Source organism: uncultured Barnesiella sp. (genome assembly GCF_946496565.1).
In the GTDB taxonomy this organism is placed as follows: domain Bacteria; phylum Bacteroidota; class Bacteroidia; order Bacteroidales; family Barnesiellaceae; genus Barnesiella; species Barnesiella merdigallinarum.
The window spans coordinates 1-16,499 of sequence record NZ_CAMMHD010000024.1 but is presented as its reverse complement, the minus strand read 5'-3'; the positions used below and the strand labels follow the sequence as shown (position 1 = coordinate 16,499).

At 53.1% G+C, this 16,499-nt stretch carries 15 protein-coding genes; 8 read left to right on the top strand and 7 right to left on the bottom strand.

Annotation, left to right across the window (positions count from 1 at the left end; translation table 11 throughout):
• Positions 1-4: 4 nt before the first annotated feature.
• Both Q1K76_RS11200 and Q1K76_RS11195 read right to left on the bottom strand, forming a co-directional pair.
• Positions 5-730: a polysaccharide biosynthesis/export family protein gene (locus Q1K76_RS11200; protein ID WP_158096847.1), complete on the bottom strand. Its 726-nt coding sequence runs from the start codon at positions 728-730 to the stop codon at positions 5-7.
• Between the two features lie 277 nt (positions 731-1,007).
• Positions 1,008-2,342 carry a DcaP family trimeric outer membrane transporter gene (locus tag Q1K76_RS11195; protein WP_300133400.1) on the bottom strand — a complete coding sequence of 445 codons (1,335 nt, stop codon included), beginning with the start codon at positions 2,340-2,342 and terminating at the stop codon, positions 1,008-1,010.
• 112 nt (positions 2,343-2,454) lie between these two features.
• Between Q1K76_RS11195 and Q1K76_RS11190 the strand changes: the two genes are divergently transcribed.
• The 5 genes from Q1K76_RS11190 (at position 2,455) to Q1K76_RS11170 (ending at position 6,454) form a co-directional block, all read left to right on the top strand.
• Positions 2,455-2,805, top strand: a complete 351-nt coding sequence (locus Q1K76_RS11190) for a hypothetical protein (RefSeq protein WP_258327096.1) — start codon at positions 2,455-2,457, stop codon at positions 2,803-2,805.
• A gap of 15 nt (positions 2,806-2,820) precedes the next feature.
• A complete protein-coding gene (locus Q1K76_RS11185) occupies positions 2,821-3,405 on the top strand; it encodes a uracil-DNA glycosylase family protein (protein ID WP_087408375.1) in 585 nt (194 codons plus the stop codon).
• Between the two features lie 108 nt (positions 3,406-3,513).
• The gene (locus tag Q1K76_RS11180; RefSeq protein WP_258327095.1) at positions 3,514-4,143 is read left to right on the top strand and encodes a DedA family protein; all 630 of its coding nucleotides are present in this window, start codon (positions 3,514-3,516) and stop codon (positions 4,141-4,143) included.
• A gap of 367 nt (positions 4,144-4,510) precedes the next feature.
• On the top strand, positions 4,511-5,245 hold the full coding sequence (locus tag Q1K76_RS11175; RefSeq protein WP_087408486.1) for a copper homeostasis protein CutC: 735 nt from the start codon (positions 4,511-4,513) through the stop codon (positions 5,243-5,245).
• A gap of 12 nt (positions 5,246-5,257) precedes the next feature.
• A complete protein-coding gene (locus Q1K76_RS11170) occupies positions 5,258-6,454 on the top strand; it encodes a transglutaminase domain-containing protein (protein ID WP_258327093.1) in 1,197 nt (398 codons plus the stop codon).
• 91 nt (positions 6,455-6,545) lie between these two features.
• Here the strand turns inward: Q1K76_RS11170 and rpe are convergent, their stop codons facing one another.
• Together rpe and Q1K76_RS11160 are read right to left on the bottom strand one after the other, a co-directional pair.
• Positions 6,546-7,196, bottom strand: a complete 651-nt coding sequence (rpe, locus tag Q1K76_RS11165) for a ribulose-phosphate 3-epimerase (RefSeq protein WP_258327092.1) — start codon at positions 7,194-7,196, stop codon at positions 6,546-6,548.
• Between the two features lie 97 nt (positions 7,197-7,293).
• A complete protein-coding gene (locus Q1K76_RS11160; RefSeq protein ID WP_300133394.1) occupies positions 7,294-8,619 on the bottom strand; it encodes a retropepsin-like aspartic protease in 1,326 nt (441 codons plus the stop codon).
• A 624-nt stretch (positions 8,620-9,243) separates the two neighbouring features.
• Here Q1K76_RS11160 and Q1K76_RS11155 point away from each other — a divergent pair.
• Positions 9,244-11,694 (top strand): phosphodiester glycosidase family protein, encoded by a 2,451-nt coding sequence (locus Q1K76_RS11155; protein WP_300133391.1) that lies wholly within the window; start codon positions 9,244-9,246, stop codon positions 11,692-11,694.
• Positions 11,695-11,776: 82 nt separating this feature from the next.
• Here Q1K76_RS11155 and Q1K76_RS11150 read toward each other — a convergent pair whose 3' ends face one another.
• From Q1K76_RS11150 to Q1K76_RS11140, 3 genes are all read right to left on the bottom strand, one after another.
• Positions 11,777-12,430 (bottom strand): helix-turn-helix domain-containing protein, encoded by a 654-nt coding sequence (locus Q1K76_RS11150; RefSeq protein WP_300133389.1) that lies wholly within the window; start codon positions 12,428-12,430, stop codon positions 11,777-11,779.
• The gene (locus tag Q1K76_RS11145; RefSeq protein ID WP_258327088.1) at positions 12,427-13,788 is read right to left on the bottom strand and encodes an MATE family efflux transporter; all 1,362 of its coding nucleotides are present in this window, start codon (positions 13,786-13,788) and stop codon (positions 12,427-12,429) included. Before Q1K76_RS11145 ends, Q1K76_RS11150 begins: the two co-directional genes overlap by 4 nt.
• Positions 13,789-14,185: 397 nt before the next feature.
• A complete protein-coding gene (locus tag Q1K76_RS11140; protein WP_087408367.1) occupies positions 14,186-15,088 on the bottom strand; it encodes a nucleotidyltransferase in 903 nt (300 codons plus the stop codon).
• Positions 15,089-15,418: 330 nt separating this feature from the next.
• Between Q1K76_RS11140 and Q1K76_RS11135 the strand changes: the two genes are divergently transcribed.
• Both Q1K76_RS11135 and Q1K76_RS11130 read left to right on the top strand, forming a co-directional pair.
• Positions 15,419-16,009, top strand: coding sequence for a sigma-70 family RNA polymerase sigma factor (locus Q1K76_RS11135; RefSeq protein WP_258327087.1), 591 nt, complete (start codon positions 15,419-15,421; stop codon positions 16,007-16,009).
• Between the two features lie 76 nt (positions 16,010-16,085).
• Complete coding sequence (locus Q1K76_RS11130) at positions 16,086-16,247, top strand: hypothetical protein (protein ID WP_164470573.1); 162 nt, start codon at positions 16,086-16,088, stop codon at positions 16,245-16,247.
• Positions 16,248-16,499 lie beyond the last annotated feature (252 nt).

Genomic DNA, 16,499 nt, shown 5'->3' with positions numbered 1-16,499 from the left:
GTTGTTATTTCGAAATACTCCAGGCCGTAATAATCAAGTTAGCAATCGTCAGCAAAATAGATGTGGCACTGAATATGAGCGTAGTCGTAGGCGGTACCACTACGGCCGAATTGGCTTTCGACTTGTTGGGCTCCACATACAGCACATCGTTTTGTTGCAAATAGAAATAGGGCGAAGAGATCAGATTTTTGTCATTCAGATTGATACGGGCAATAGACTTGGTTCCGTCGGCATTGACTCTCACCAGCAGCACATTGTCGCGCCGGCCGGTAATGGCCAGGTCGCCGGCCAGAGCTATCGCATCGAGAATGCTCACCCGCTCGTTTTCGATGGTAAACATGCCCGGACGGTTTACATCGCCCAACACCGAGATGTTGAAGTTTTGTATCCACACCGACACCTGGGGCAACTCGCTCAGATACTTGGGATAGAGCATCTCTTGAATCATCAGTTCCAGCTCGCTCTTGGTCTTGCCGGCTACGTGGATGCGACCGATTACCGGGAACTCAATATCGCCGTTCTGGTCGACCAGATAATACTCCACAGCCTTCGACGTATTGCCTCGTACATAAGCCTCGCCCTGGTTCAACCGCTTGTTGAACGGGATTACCACCTCGTGGTTCTTGGCCATCACCGAAATGTCGAGAATATCGCCCGGCGCCAAAATAGGCGACGGTTGCGGCGTAGCGGCATTCAGTACCTCGGACGGAATATTTTCCACATCAATCATATAGGGTACATTCTTCGAGGAAGAGCACGACGTGATTCCCCAAACAAGAAGTGCAATAAACACCCGATACAAAAACTTCATCTTCTCCTTTTAATTTAAGTAAAGGTCTATTATAACCAATTTGCAAAAATAGCACTTTTTATACGGCCTGCAACATTTTTTACAAGAAAAACCTATTTCCAATCGGCCTCAAAAGGAGACAGCAAAAGCCCGCCCTCTCGCAACTATCGCAAACAACGAGAGAACGGGCTTCGCTAAAAAAAGCTATCGTACTGGCTTAGAAATTATAACGTATCATGGTGTTGATGCGGTTGGCCTGACCATCCTCGCGATTGAGGTTGGAACGTCGGCCATAGAGATACTCGATGCCTATGCTGCAATCGCTCGTGAGGTTGTAGAAGGCATTGCCCACGATATACTGGGCATAGCGATACGAGTCGGGCGAGAGTGCCCCCTGCTTGCTGTACACCCGGCTCTGGCTGTACGAGGCCGAGATGAAGATCTTGGGCGAGAAGGCATATTGCAAACCGGCCACATAGCCCAGGGTTTCGGGGGCATAGAGTTTGCCCTGCGTATCGGGGTCGGGAATCAGGTCGAAGCCCTCATCGTTCAATCCGTTCAGATACTCACCGTAGCCATAGCCATAGACTCCCTGGTAGTAGAGCGAGAGTTTGCGGGTAATGTGGGTGACACCCGAGAGCTGTACCGCCCACCCCAGCACCGAGCGGTTGCGCTGGGCCACCAGGTCGCGGTAAGAGAGGCCGCGCAACAGACCCGAGGCCCGTATGTGGTCGTGACCGCCGTTCCAGCCATACTGGATATAGAAGGGTATATCGGGCATGCGCTGGTTGATGGCGGCGTTGTAGTCGCCGTCGAGCGTGCAGGTGACCGACGGAGCCTCGGCCGCCAGGGCCATCTGCCAGTGTTTGCCCATATTGAACGTGTAACGCATCATCACGTTGCGCACGCTGGTCATGCCGGTAGGCCCCTCATAGTCGATGGTAGGAGGCGCCGCAGCAGCATCGACAAAGGTGCTCCACGTCTGACCTATCAGGAAACCACGAGCCTGCACATAGGCCTGGTCGAGCCGGAAGCCGTAGTTTTGTCCCGCCCGGAAGTCACCGTCGATAAAGACCGTATACTTGCCCAACACCGAGTTGTCGCCCACCAACTTGAAGAAGAGGTGCGACGTGGTGGCATCCATCTGGAACTGGTTGCGTTCGGCCGGATTGCCGGGCACGGAAATATCGTAAGTGAGGAAGTCGCGATTGGGCACGGCTCCGTCGAAGTCATATGACGCGGTCACCTTCACATAACCACCCACACCGAAAGCCACCTTGCCCTTGCGGTCGACAAAGAGGAACCGGGGGGCACGCGGGTCTTGGAAGTGGAGTTGGCGCGTGTCGTAAAACATGCCTATCAGCTCACTGTTGGCAGCATTTCCACCCCACAGGAAGACGATACGATCCGAAACTTCGGAGGGCACTTGACGGCCTCTCTGCTCGACCGCCTCGGTCGCCTGCGTGTCGGCGGCATCGGCAGCATCGGCAGCATATACCGGAGCCCCCACGAGGCACAGGGCGCAGGCACAAGAAAAGAACAATTTTTTCATATACACTCAGGATTTATAAGTTTTATTTTCAATTAAAACAACAGGCGGGTCAAATTGTTGAAGCAATCGTAAAAATAAGTAACTTTGCCCCCGACGAAAAGAGACTATACGCATGGATACAATCTTGTTAGCACTCACTCCCGAATTCGAGATGTTGAGAGATGAATTGGGATACGACGAGTATGAAGATTTCGATGCCTATGACATCATGTTTCAACAGGGATACGACCGCCAGCTCATCGAGGTAGCCGACGGCGAGACCTTCGAGGTTCCCGAGGGTTATCGAGCCACCCTCGAGAGCGACGACCCCGACAACGAATTCTATCTGCTCGAAGACGAAGCAGACCTGCTCGAGAAGGAGAATTTCATCGCCGACTCACTGCCGAGCGGCAACTACCGATACGATGCAGCCGAGGATGCCTTCTGGAAAACCGACATGGATTCGGACGACTCGTTTCTATAAACCCAACTTACCGTTATGGACACCGCATCTGTCGAAATCCACCCACTCGCCCCGTTTCTGCCGCCGCAGGCTCGCATCCTGATGCTGGGCAGTTTCCCGCCACCCCGCAAACGCTGGTCGATGGAGTTTTTCTACCCCAACTATACCAACGACATGTGGCGCATCTTCGGCCTTATCTTCTTCGACGACAAGGACCACTTTGTCGACACGGCCCACAAGTGCTTCCGCCGCGAGGCCATCGAATCGTTTCTGCGCGAACAGGGCATCGCCATCAGCGACACCGTGGCCGTGGCCCGCAGACTGAACGGCAACGCCTCGGACCTCACGCTCGAGGTGGTCGAGCCGCTCGACCTGGCCCGTCTGCTCGACCAGATACCCCGCTGCCACACCATCGTCACCACCGGACAGAAGGCCACCGATACCCTCTGTGCCATCACCGGAGCCACTCCGCCCCCGATAGGTAGCTACAACCAAATCGTCTACCACGACCGAACACTCAGAATCTACCGCATGCCCTCCTCCTCGCGAGCCTATCCCAAACCCTTGCCCGAGAAGGCGGCCATCTATCGCACCATCTTTCAAGCCCCGGCAATAGAGTAATATTACCATATTACATTTATGTTACATTTTTACAAACATTTTCATTTCTAAGCAGAATTATATTACTTTTGCAGTCTCAAAAATTTTAATTCTATACACTCTTTTTATATGGAATCGTTATCTTTCATACAGTGGTGTCTCGATAATATCAATTATTGGACCATCACTTTCCTTATGATGATCGAGAGTTCGTTTATCCCCTTCCCCTCCGAAGTCGTGATTATACCCGCCGCCTACAAAGCTGCCTATGGCGAACTGAATATGTATCTGGTTATCCTCTTCGGTACCCTCGGTGCCGATATAGGTGCCATCATAAACTACTACCTGGCCCTCTGGATAGGCCGTCCGCTCGTCTACAAGTTTGCCAACAGCCGCGTGGGCCACATGTGCCTGCTCGACCAAGGCAAGGTAGAGACGGCCGAACGCTACTTCGACAAGCACGGCAGCATATCGACCCTTATCGGCCGACTCATCCCGGCCGTGCGTCAGCTCATCTCCATACCCGCCGGTCTGGCCCGCATGAAGTTCTCGAAGTTTATCCTCTTCACCACGCTGGGTGCCATGTGCTGGAACATCGTGCTGGCCGCCATCGGATACGGATTCCACGCCGTCATTCCCGAGGACGAGCTCATCCTGAAGGTGCAGACCTACAGCCACGAGATACTCTACATACTCATCGCCATCTGTGTATTCATCGTGGGCTTCCTCATCTACAAAGGCACGAAAAAGACCAAATAAAAAAGATACTTTTGCCATCCGGTACAAAAGCCGTAGACTGGCGGGGCAACACCCGTAGCTGCGGCTTTTGTCGTACCTCTCCGACACGGCAACAAAATTTAGAAGACAGGAGTCGGCCCGGCATAGCCAAATACTGAAAACTGCGTTTTCGGTTTGTCACTGCTCTCTCTTTTCACTATCTTTAGACAGGAGTCGGCCCGGCATAGCCAAATACTGAAAACTGCGTTTTCGGTTTGCCTCTGCCCTCGCCTTTCACTATCTTTTCAGAAGAAAAGAGGCGGTTCGGCCAAGCAAATAATGCAAGCATCTTTGCTTGTCGCTCACCTTTCGCTATCTTTGTAACAAACACACAAAAACCATCGCCATGATCGAAACCGAACTTTGCGCCTTCTCCCTCGAAGCCTGTCGGGCGGCAGCCCGCGCCGGCGTGACACGGGTAGAACTGTGCGCCTCGCCCTACGAAGGGGGCACCACCCCCTCGGCGGCCCTCATACGAAGGGCCCGCCAGATACCCCACCTGCAACTGAGTGTGATGATTCGTCCCCGCGGGGGCGACTTCTTCTATACCGACGACGAGTTCGACCTGATGCTCGACGAGATAGATTTCGTGCGCGAATGCGGCGCCGACTGTGCCGTGGCGGGTATCCTCACCCCCGACGGCCGTGTGGACGAAGCCCGCACCGCCCGACTCGTAGAGCGTTGCGGCTCGATGCAGTTTACCTTCCACCGGGCCTTCGACATGGTGCGAGACACCTCCGAGGCCCTCGAAGCTCTCGTGCGCGCCGGCTGCTACCGGGTACTCACCTCGGGCGGACGCAACACCGTCAGCGAGGGTATCGACACCCTGCGCTCGCTGGTACGTCAGGCCGACGGCCGCATAGCCATCATGGCCGGCAGCGGCGTGAGTCCGTCGAACGTGCGGACTCTGGCTCAAGCGGGAGTCGACGCCGTGCACTTCAGTGCCCGCTGCCTCATCGAGAGCCGCATGACCTACCGCAACCCCACCGTCTCGATGGGGGGTGTGGAGGGTATCCCCGAATATGCTTCGGTGGGCGCCGACGAACGCAAGATACGCGAAATTCTCAATCAATTAACTCAATAAAAACCATCCGATATGAAAAAAACTCATGCCCTCCTGCTGCTGTGCGCCGGGTTGGCCTGCACGGTTGCAGGCTGTACCTCGTCGGGAATCTCGGCCGACAGTCAGCGACAACTCGAAACCGTGCTCGACGATTCGCCCCGAGCCGACAGCCTGCGCACTCTACTCAAGGAGACACCCCGCGACGAACAGGAAGCCATGGCCTATCTGCTGGCCTGGATGCCCCAGGGCGACCGCGACACCATGGACCTGGCACTGCTGCGCGAAAACGTGACCTACGCCTGCCGTGCCCGTGCCGAATTTCCCTGGACCAAGGCGCTGCCCGACTCGATTTTCCTCAACGAAGTGTTGCCCTACGCCTCGGTCGACGAGGTGCGCGATGCCTGGCGGAAAGATTTCTACGAGCGCTTTGCCCCTCGGGTGAAAGACTGTAAAGATATGCGTGCGGCCTTCGACACCATCAACCGCATCATTCCGCAAGTAGTGGGAGTTGAATATAATACCCTGCGCGAAAAGACCAACCAGAGCCCGTCGGAATCGATGCGCCAGGGCATGGCCTCGTGTACAGGTCTCTCCATCCTGCTGGTCGATGCCTTGCGCTCGGTAGGTATCCCGGCCCGCTTCGTGGGCACGGCTGCCTGGCACGACAACCGGGGCAACCACAGCTGGACCGAGGTATGGCTCGACGGGGTCTGGTACTCGACCGAATACTACTACCCCCCTGCCCTCGACGGCGCCTGGTTCATGGCCGATGCCGGACAGTCGACTCCGGGCGACCGCATCCACGCCATCTATGCCGTATCGTTCCGCCCCACGGGCGACTGGTTCCCGATGGTCTGGAATCAGGAGTCGCGCGACGTGCATGCCGTCGACGTGTCGCAACGCTATATCGACCTCTACGGCCAGCAGACCCAAACCATTGCCCGGGAGAATACCCACACCGTGGTGACCTTCGTCATGTACAAGGACAAACAGCATAGCACCCAATCGGAAGACCGGGTCGAGGCCAACGTCGATGTCTTCTGCAACGGTGTGCAACTGGGTGGCGGCCGCACCGCCGGTCCCTTGCAGGACATGAACGATGCCCTCAAGTTCCTGTTGAAGAAGGACCAGACCTACACCTTTGTCTATGAAAACGCCCGGGGCGAACGCGCTACCGTCGAGGCAACCGTCGGAGCCGACCCCGTAACCGTCACAGCCTATATGGAATAACGATACCATCCGCATAAAGAGAAGCCCTCGCCTGCCAACCGATGTGCAAGCGAGGGCTTCTGCTTTATCCTCTTTCAAGTTCTCTTTTTCGTTACAACTGTTTCAGCCGGGCTATGGTATCGAGCGGAGCCTCGGAGTGGAACACGAAGCTGCCGGCCACCAACGCATCGGCACCGGCCTCGACCAGCTGCCGCCCCGTCTCGAGGTTCACGCCGCCGTCTATTTCGATGAGGGCGTGCGAATTGCGCCGGGCAATCATCGCCTTCAGGTCGCGCACCTTGTCGAGAATGCGGGGGATAAACTTCTGCCCGCCGAAACCGGGATTGACCGACATGAGCAGCACCACGTCGACATCCTCGATAATATCCTCGAGCAGCGACACCGGCGTGTGCGGGTTCAGCGAAACCCCCGCCTTCATGCCCGCCGCATGAATCTGTTGCACCACCCGGTGCAGATGCGTGCAAGCCTCGTAGTGCACCGTCATGATGGCGCCCCCTATCTGCTTGACCTCGGCGATAAACTTCTGCGGCTCGACAATCATCAAATGCACGTCGAGCGGCTTTTTGCACCGACGGTTCACAAACTCCAGTACAGGAAACCCGAACGAGATGTTCGGCACAAACACGCCATCCATCACGTCGATATGCAGCCAATCGGCCGCACTCTCGTTAATCATGTCTATCTCGCTGTTCAGATTTCCGAAATCGGCCGACAGCAACGACGGAGAAATTATTACGCTCATATCACTATCTTGTTTATACAAAAGTACAAAAAGAAATGCAGACGAAAAGAAGATAACAATAATTTTCTTTCGTCTGCATAATAGATTATTATCGTTTCTATTCAAATGTCGTCAATACAAAATCGACCATATTGAATCGTACTTTGTCAAAAAACATCAACGATCTGAGCCCTAAATTACATTGATAAGAATACAATACACCGTCTGTATTCTTTTCCAACAAAACAACCATTTCAGGTACAGACACTTGACTATTTCCCAATTCGAGTGCTATGTTTTGCATTCGATAACACTCCGATATGTGCACACCTCCAATTCCTGCACCTCTGACAGTATCCAATTTACAATGAGTAGTGATGTATTCTTTGTTATTCGCAAAGAATCTTTCGTCTAACGAACCATATGAAGCATCACCGGTATCAATATTCATCAACATTTTATTACCGTGTACGATACCCTTGCCCAATAAATTCATACTGGATGAAAAACACATGTTTGGAGACACTTGGCTTCGTTTGGGAGCGGCTGATGGAACTGTAATTTTATGATTGACAAAATCAAGGGTCAGGTCTTTGAGTTGTAACATCAGTTCGCTACCGACCACAATATCGAAACAGTCAATATATTGGTCTGCCTCTTCGTTATGAGTTGTTATGTTTATGACATAAAAAGGAACATCCGTAACAATCATATCTCCAATTTTCAATTCCTTGGCTATTGCATAGTTTCCATTTTGTATACCTACTCCCCCAACAGTACTGGATGCTTCGAGTGGAATTAAATTATATTTAAGGGCTAATGATTCGGTAATAATATTTACTCCTGCGCCTGTGTCAAAAGTAATATCGGCTTCAACGCCATTTATATAACTGTCTCTTAGATGCATCAATACCGAATTGTTCTTTTCCGGACCAACCGGTACAATCTCAAACGGAATAGTCCCTGCCGAATTTTCAAATGTGATTTTATATGGATTGTATTTAGATAGGGCTTCGTATTGATCGATAAATTGCTGAACCCCTGCAATGGTTGTACTATCAAGATACGAGCGTATTGAACCAAGAGTTGAAGATAACATGTTTGCAGCAGCCTCATTATCTCCAGTCCTGCTTAAGTCCATGGCAAACATCATGGACGAACTGAGCATATTACCCAAATCAAGATTTTCTGACTGAGTGTTGAATAATTCCGTAAAGGCAGGAATGGAAACATCCGGACGATTCAACCTATTTCCAATAAGGCAACGAGAAAATATTTCAAAAAAATCGCTGATTGAATCTCTGGGCTCTGTTTGATATAAAGAGTCCAATGCAAACCAGTCTGAATTATTCATTGCATCAGCTATTTTTTCATCTGAACTTTGACTGTATCCAAATGAAAATGAACCTAAACATATCCCTAATGTAAGAATGAGTTTCTTCATAATCTGTTGTATTATTGTTTATCATTACTATCGTAATCCTCAATCCAATGACAAAAATAGTGAAAGTCGAAGGTAGAAAAACAAACTTGCTTGATTTTTATACTGAGACGCATCCTATCTTCGTGTAACAAAGATAGCGAAAGGTGAGGGCAGGGACAAACGGAAACGCAGTTTTCGATATTTGGCTATGCCGAACCGACTCCTATTCTACACCCCTCCTTCTGGACCCCGCGTCGCAGCGCGGGGTGACACCCCGTCATACCACACCCCGATGCGGTATCCAGGAATACCCATACGACAAAACATTAGCATCTTGTCAAAATGGAGCTCTCATGTTTTGGAAATTAAAAATTTGTCTATCCCGGGCCGACTCCATCTCCACTTATATTCTCATATCGAATACAGCTACCCCATGAATCACAATAAATAATATTTAGATACAATATTTTAGGATAATTTATTTAGTGATTTCCAAAAAAGCACTTTATCTTTGTTAGTGTCAATACGTGCAGAGTTCTGCCTCACAAGGCAGTAGTCGCTGACGTACCAGGCCGCACAATCCCATAACATGCCTTGTGCGGACACTTGACCAACGACAGAAGTCTTACTAATATATAAAAACACATGAGAAAAAGATTTACTCTCCTTGCCTCGATAGCCATGGGTATTCTGGCCGGACAGGCTGCCGCTCCCGACTGGGGAGTGGCCGATACCTTGGAACACTACGAAATAGGCCCCGGCATCCAATACATCAAGATACGGTACGAATCGGTACCCCTCACGCTGTGGGCTACCACCATCGACATGACCAACCCCTACAATGCCATCGAGCAGGTGCAGTCGAACAACGCCGTGCCCGACCTCTCGCGCGAACTGGTGCAAGACATGTCGAAACGGCTCACCCGGCCGGGACATAAGGTGTGTGCCGCCTTCAACCACGACTTCTTCAGCTATGATGCCGGCATCTGCATCGGGCTCAACGCCAGCAACGGCCTCATCTCCTGGTCGTCGGGCAGCGGTCGCTCTACCTTTGCTATCACACAAGACAAAACGGCCTCGGTATTCTTCCCCGTGCCTCAGTGCTCGGCCTCGCTGCCTACCGGCGAGTCGGTAGCCATCGACCAGTTCAACTGGGGTATCGGCTACACCAACGGCGACTGCGTGCTCTTTACCAACCTCAACGCCCTCACGCTCGATGCCGAGGGGCGGTATATCAAGCTGCGCCCGCTCGGCGACTGGATTATCAACGGTGAGCCTACCGCGTGCGAGGTGCTCGAGGTATCGGACTCGCCGCTGCAAACCTCCGAGAGCGATTTCGTGCTCTTCCTGCGCAACACGAAACGCGAGGCCCTGCCCGGTGTGGCTGTCGGCAGCGAAATCACTATCTCGCAGAAACTGATACCCGGCAAGTTCGGCACCCCGCCCGAGAATATCCTGCAGGCCTTCCACGGCTACCCCAGCATCGCCTTCGAGGGGAAACTGCACGAGGGCGAATACAACGATTTTGAAAACGGCCGCGAATACGAGCTCTCGTGCCGCACCATGGCCGGCATGTCGCAAGACGGGAAGACGGTCTACTTCGTAGCCACCGAACTCTCGGAGAACAGCGTGGGTATCAACTGCATCGACATAGCCAACTGGATGCTGGCCCACGGCGCCTGGAACGTGGTCAACTTCGACAGCGGAGGCTCCACGGCCATCGTGGTGAACCACACCATGCTCAACCTGCCGGGGCGCGGCTCGCTGCGTCCGGTCATGGACGGCGTGCTGGTGGTATCGAATGCCCCCGAAGACAGCGTGGTGGCCCACTACACCTTCTCGAAAAGTCAGTTGAACGTACCCATTATCTCGCTGGCACCGCTCACCCTCATGGCTCAGAACCAATACAAGGATATTGTCGAGCGTAACGTCGAAGGTTTCACCTTCCGCTGCGAACCGGCCGAGCTGGGTTGGGTCGACGACGAGGCCGTATTCCATGCCGGCGAAACGGTGATGGCGGGTAAAATCATTGCCGAAAAGGACGGTATCTCGGCCGAGCTGCCGGTATCGACCCGACCGGTCGAAGGCATTCATATCGCTGTCGACGAAGTGCTCATCGACAGTGTGCGCCCCTACCGCATCAACCTCGAGGGGAGCATCAACGGCCAGGTATATACGCTCGACCCGGCAGCTTTCACCTGGAGCTCGACCAACCCCTCGTGCTGCCGCATCGACGAGGGGGTAATCAAAGGCTTGGCCAACGGTGAGACTACCCTCACCGGCACCCTCGGTGACCTCACGGTAAATCTGCACGTAACGGTAGAGGTGACCCCGGCTACACTCGTACACGAAGACTTTGCCGACCTCACCGACTACCCCCTCGCCTCGACCGTAGCCAACACCCTCACCCTCACGCACGAGGGGCTGCCGGCCGGATGGAGCGACGGAGCCGTGCTGCGGTTCGACCAGAAGGCGGGACGCAACCCCTACGTCGAACTGGGCAAGAGCTACCGGCTGTACAGTCTGCCCGACTCCATTTCGCTGCAAATCAACCTCTCGGACGAGGCGCTGGCCGCCATCAAACACATCCGTTGCGACTTCACCCACCAAGGGGGTAAAAACTACTGGCAACCCGAGTATGTGCCCTCTCACACCGGCGACCAGACTATCACGTGGGCCTTTGCCCAAGAGGGTGGCGAATATCCCATCGAGGACTTCCCCCTCACGCTACAGGCCATCCGCCTGGTGCTCAACGCCGGCAGCCGGTCCGAGGTAGCCATACCCCTGCGAGACCTGCGGGCCTACTACCCCGTGAAGGAGAACTCGGCCGTAACGACCCCCGTTGCCGAGAGTCGCTTTGCCTGGATCTCGACCGAGGGCTCGCCCGTGCTGCACTACCGCCTGTCGCGCACCGGTGCGGCCGACATCGCGCTGTGGACCCTCGACGGACGGCAACTCACCGCCTACACCACCACCCGCGAACTGCCGGGCACCTACACCTACCCCCTGCCCGACCGCTTCCTCACGCCCGGGATATACCTCGTGACAATTCGGGCCAACGGCCAGACTCAAAGTTTGAAATTCAGGGTAAAATAAGATAAGGTTATTATAACAGCGGGGGAGAGCGGTGTGCGACCACTCTCCCCCGTTTTATGTTATCATTCGAGCTTATTCAACCTCACTCTTCGCTTTGCCGCAACCGATAATAAAACTTGTGATGCTCGAAGCAGACCTCGAGCAACCCGAAGCGGACAAAGCGAGCTATATGCTCCACGGCCGACCGATACGAGAGCCGGGCCAACCGGCTGTATTTGCTCACCGTTATCTCGCCATGCTCGGCCAGATAGTCGAGCAACATCTGCTCGCGCTCGGTATACTCCACAAGCGACCCGCGCTTGCTGTTCTTCTGCCGCCACACCGCCAGGTGCACGGCCATAGCCAGTATGTTCTCGTCGGCAATGCGCACATAAGCCATGTATTTGCCGGGAGCCACCTGGGCCTGTATCGGTTTCTCCGGAGCCTTGGGTATCTCGGCAATGAGCACCGTCTTGCCGTCGACCGTATAGGTGTGCATGGCAATATCGACCTGCGGCTGGCAGTAGAGCCGGGCCGCCGCCTCGATCATGTAAATCTCCTCTTCGGAGCGCACCCCGGCAATGCGGCCGTTGTCCTTCACCCCGATGAGCAACCGGCCGCCGTCGGTATTGGCAAAGGCCGACAGCGAGCGGGCTATCTTGCGGGCATCGGAGATTTCGAACTTGAAATCCTGCTGCTGGTGCTCTCCCTCGTCGATGAGCTGTTGCAGATAGGCTTTGTCGGATACCGGCTTCATACCTGCCCCTCCTTCATCAATCTACGCAGGCGGTAGCGGAACCGCAGCCAAAAGAGGAAGCCGGCCGAGAACAATCCTGCCGGGAAGGCGACCCACACCCCCACGACTCCACCGTCGAGCGTGAAACCACACAGGTATCCTACCGGCAAGGCTATCACGAAATAGGCCACGAAGGCAATCCACATCATGGGCTTCACGTCGGCCGTCCCCCGCAGGGCGTTGGCAAAGGTAATCTGCAAGGCATCGCCAAACTGGTAGACGATGAGCGAATAGATGAGCACCACCACAAGAGCCATCACCGCGGGGTCTTCGGTGAAACTGTATACGATAGGCACCCGAGCCAGGTAGAAGAAGAGACTGGCTGCCACGGCCAGCACCAGAATGATGCCCAGCCCGGCATGTACGGCCCGGCGCAGGTTGGGGAAATCGCGCTGTCCCATAAAGTGGCTCACCCGCACCGCCAGGGCAGCACCCATACCATAATAAATCATAAAGCCCAGCGTACTGACCGAAATCATAATCTGGTGAGCCGCCAATGGCACACTGCCCAGCCAACCCACCATGATGGCGCTCAGCGAGAAGGCAGCCGTCTCCATACCCATCTGCAAGGCCAGCGGCCACCCCAGGGCATTGAGTTGCACGAAGTCGTTGCGGTTGAAGCGCGAATGGCGCATCGCCTCCCGATAGGCCCGGTAGCGAGGCATCCACCACACCATCCCCACAAAGACCAGCAGCATGACTACCCGCGACACCAGCGTACTCACGCCGGCACCGAACAGCCCCCATTCGGGGCAACCGAAGCTACCGTAGATGAGCAGATAGTTCCCTATGATATTGAGAGCATTGCCCCCCAGCAAAATCCACATGGGCGTGCGTGTATCGGTGAGCCCCTCGGAGAACTGCCGGAAGCTGTTGAAGAGCATCACGAAAATGAGCGAGATGAGCTGCAAGACAAAATAGGGCCGTATGTAAGGCAACAACTCCACCGGCTGTCCCAGCCGATCGACAAAACAGTAGACTACATACATGATAACCGTGAGCAGCACCGCCACTGCCGTGTGAGCCACGAGGGCATTGCGGAAAACCCGCCCGATGCCCTGCACGTTGCCGGTCCCCTGCAACATCCCGATCAGAGGGGTAAGTCCGTATGAAAAACCCGTCGCAAAAATAATAGCCAGGTTAAATACGTTGTTGACAAAGGCAGCAGCCGCAAGCTCCTCGGTGCTGTGGTGCCCAATCATCACCGTATCGGCCAGTCCCAATATAATCATACCCAACTGCCCCACGACAATGGGGAGTCCCAGTTTCAGCAACGAAACGACCTGTTGCTTATAAGGCAATAGTGGAATCGCATTCATAAATACCATTTCAAAAACAGCGTGCAAAGATAGTGAAAGGTGAGAGGAGAATAAAATATCGAAACATCGTTTCAGATATTTTTTATCCCGAACCGTATCCTATCTTCTATAAAGATAGTGAAAGGTGAGCGACAAGCAAAGATGCTTGCATGATTTGCTTGGCCGAGCCGCATCCTATCTTATCTAAAGATAGTGAAAGGCGAGAGCAGAGACAAACCGAAAACACTGTTTTCAAGAGTTTGGCTATTCCAATTCGCCCCCATCCCTATCTGATTCTCCATTCAGCCCCCACGGGCCCAACATCCTGCCCCACCCCACCGAGAGACAAAGAGAGAGGGGTTGCACTCACGCGAGACAACCTCTCTCTTCTGATAAACTTTTATGTCAAGCCGCTCGATTAGAAGAGCTTGGCAGGATATTCACCGGCATCGACCAGTGCCTGAATCTTGTCGACAACCGACTGACGATCGGCGGCATAAGTCACCCCAAACCACTTCGACGGCGTGTCGAGTACCGTAACCGTAGCCTTACCCGATTGGATGAGGTCGTTGACTACCAGCGGGATAAAGAACTCGGCCTTGATATTGCCGGCATTCTCCTGGAGGAATTTAACGAAATACTCTTCGGAGTATTTGAAATAATCGGGCGTAAAGCCCCACATGTTCATCGACACGGGCGTATTGTCGTCGATAGCCGTCCAGCTGTCGTCGTCCTCCTTGTACATGACCCGGCCGTCGCGACGCTCGATTTGCGTACGCTCAACCACCGAAGTCAAGTGTTTGGCGGCATTGGTCTCGCAGATACCGCGAGCCACGGTACCGCTCTCCGACAAGGTGTTGCCTACCCGGTAACCCACCATGCAATAGTCGTTTTGCTTACCCTCCTGATTCTTCAGATAGTCGGCCAGGATGGCAAAGCTCTCGCGGCCGTAGAAGTCGTCGGCATTGATGACGGCAAACGGCTCTTTAATCACATCCTTGCCCATGAGCACGGCGTGGTTGGTACCCCACGGTTTGGTGCGGCCTTCGGGGCAGGTAAAGCCCTCGGGCAGGTCGTTGATCGACTGGAACACCAGTTCGCACGGGATATGTCCTTCGTATTTGGAAAGAATCTTCTCTCTGAAATCTTGTTCGAAATCTTTACGGATGACGAAAACTACTTTACCGAATCCCCCACGCAAAGCGTCGAATATCGAATAATCCATAATCGTTTCACCATTGGGGCCCAGTCCGTCGAGTTGCTTCAAGCCCCCATACCGGCTACCCATACCGGCGGCCAATACAAAAAGAGTTGGTTTCATAACAGTTTCTTGTTTTTTAGTTTTCCATGAGTTGCAAATGTAATTATTTTTTATGATAATGCACCCATGCGCTCCCGACTTTTCACCTCCGGCTCTGAGGAAGGTCTCGTTAATCGGCTCGAAAACAGAAGAAACACAATGCTAACAAACCGATTTTGTTCACGGCAACTATGTTAAAAATGAAACGATAGCACAAAAAAATTCTATTTTTGCTTTCCGTTTTCAAAAAAAACATCTTTATTTGCAACGAATAATAATTATTGAATCACTCTAAAATAAGATTGCCTATCGACAAAACATTACGCTGGAATAAAAAAAAGAGAGGTAGTAATGAACGATTTATTCGACCGCACCGACGAAGAATTGGTTGCGCTGTATGCCGAAGGTAATAATGGAGCTTTTGATGTATTGCTCAAGCGTCATCAGGCCCGTACTTTCAACTATATTTTCTACATTGTCAAAGACAAAGAGTTGGCCAACGACATCTTTCAGGAGACCTTTGTCAAGGCCATTATGACCATCAAGCAGGGACGCTACACCGAGAACGGCAAGTTCCCGGCCTGGATTTCGCGTATCGCCCACAATCTCATCATCGACTTCTTCCGCCAGGAGAAGGCCGACAACTACGTCGTATCGGACAACGAAACCATGGACATCTTCAACCGCAAGGAGCTGAGCGAGGGTACGGTCGAAGACGCCATCGTACACAACCAAATCGAGGCCGACATACGCAAACTCATCAAAGCTCTGCCCCACTCGCAGCGCGAGGTTCTCATCATGCGCTACTACAAAAACATGAGCTTCAAAGAGATTGCCGACCACACCCAGGTAAGCATCAACACCGCACTGGGGCGGATGCGTTATGCCATACTCAACCTGCGGAAAATGGCCGAAGAGAACAACATTGTTCTCACTCTGTAATAAAAAAGAGCACCTCACAGATAATAAATCACAGGCCGACGACGTTTACCATATACAAACATCAACACTTCGGCCTATGAAAAAAACCTCTACTCCCAAAGACACCCTGACAGTGAGAAGCTCAAAGACGCAACAACAGCCGTCGGCCTCGACAATCGACTTTATCAGGCAATTTGCCAGAGCCTACTCGTTCGAGCCGCAACTTCCGACCTCATTGGGCGGATTCGTGAATAACTGATACAAAGGGGGATTCCTGCCAACAGGGACTCCCCCTTTGAGTATCGGCCCCACCCCCTTCTCTCTCCGTCTGAATCGGTCCTGCTCCAGACAGACAATCAATCACCCCTCCTTTATCTTCTTCACATTTCTTTGTGCAACAACTTTTTTTAAAAAAATTAGGTTGCCTATTTCCGTTTTTATTCTATAAATATTATATTAGGGACAGTCGTTTAATTCCGTCATTATGAGTCAATCGGCAGACTGTCCCGGT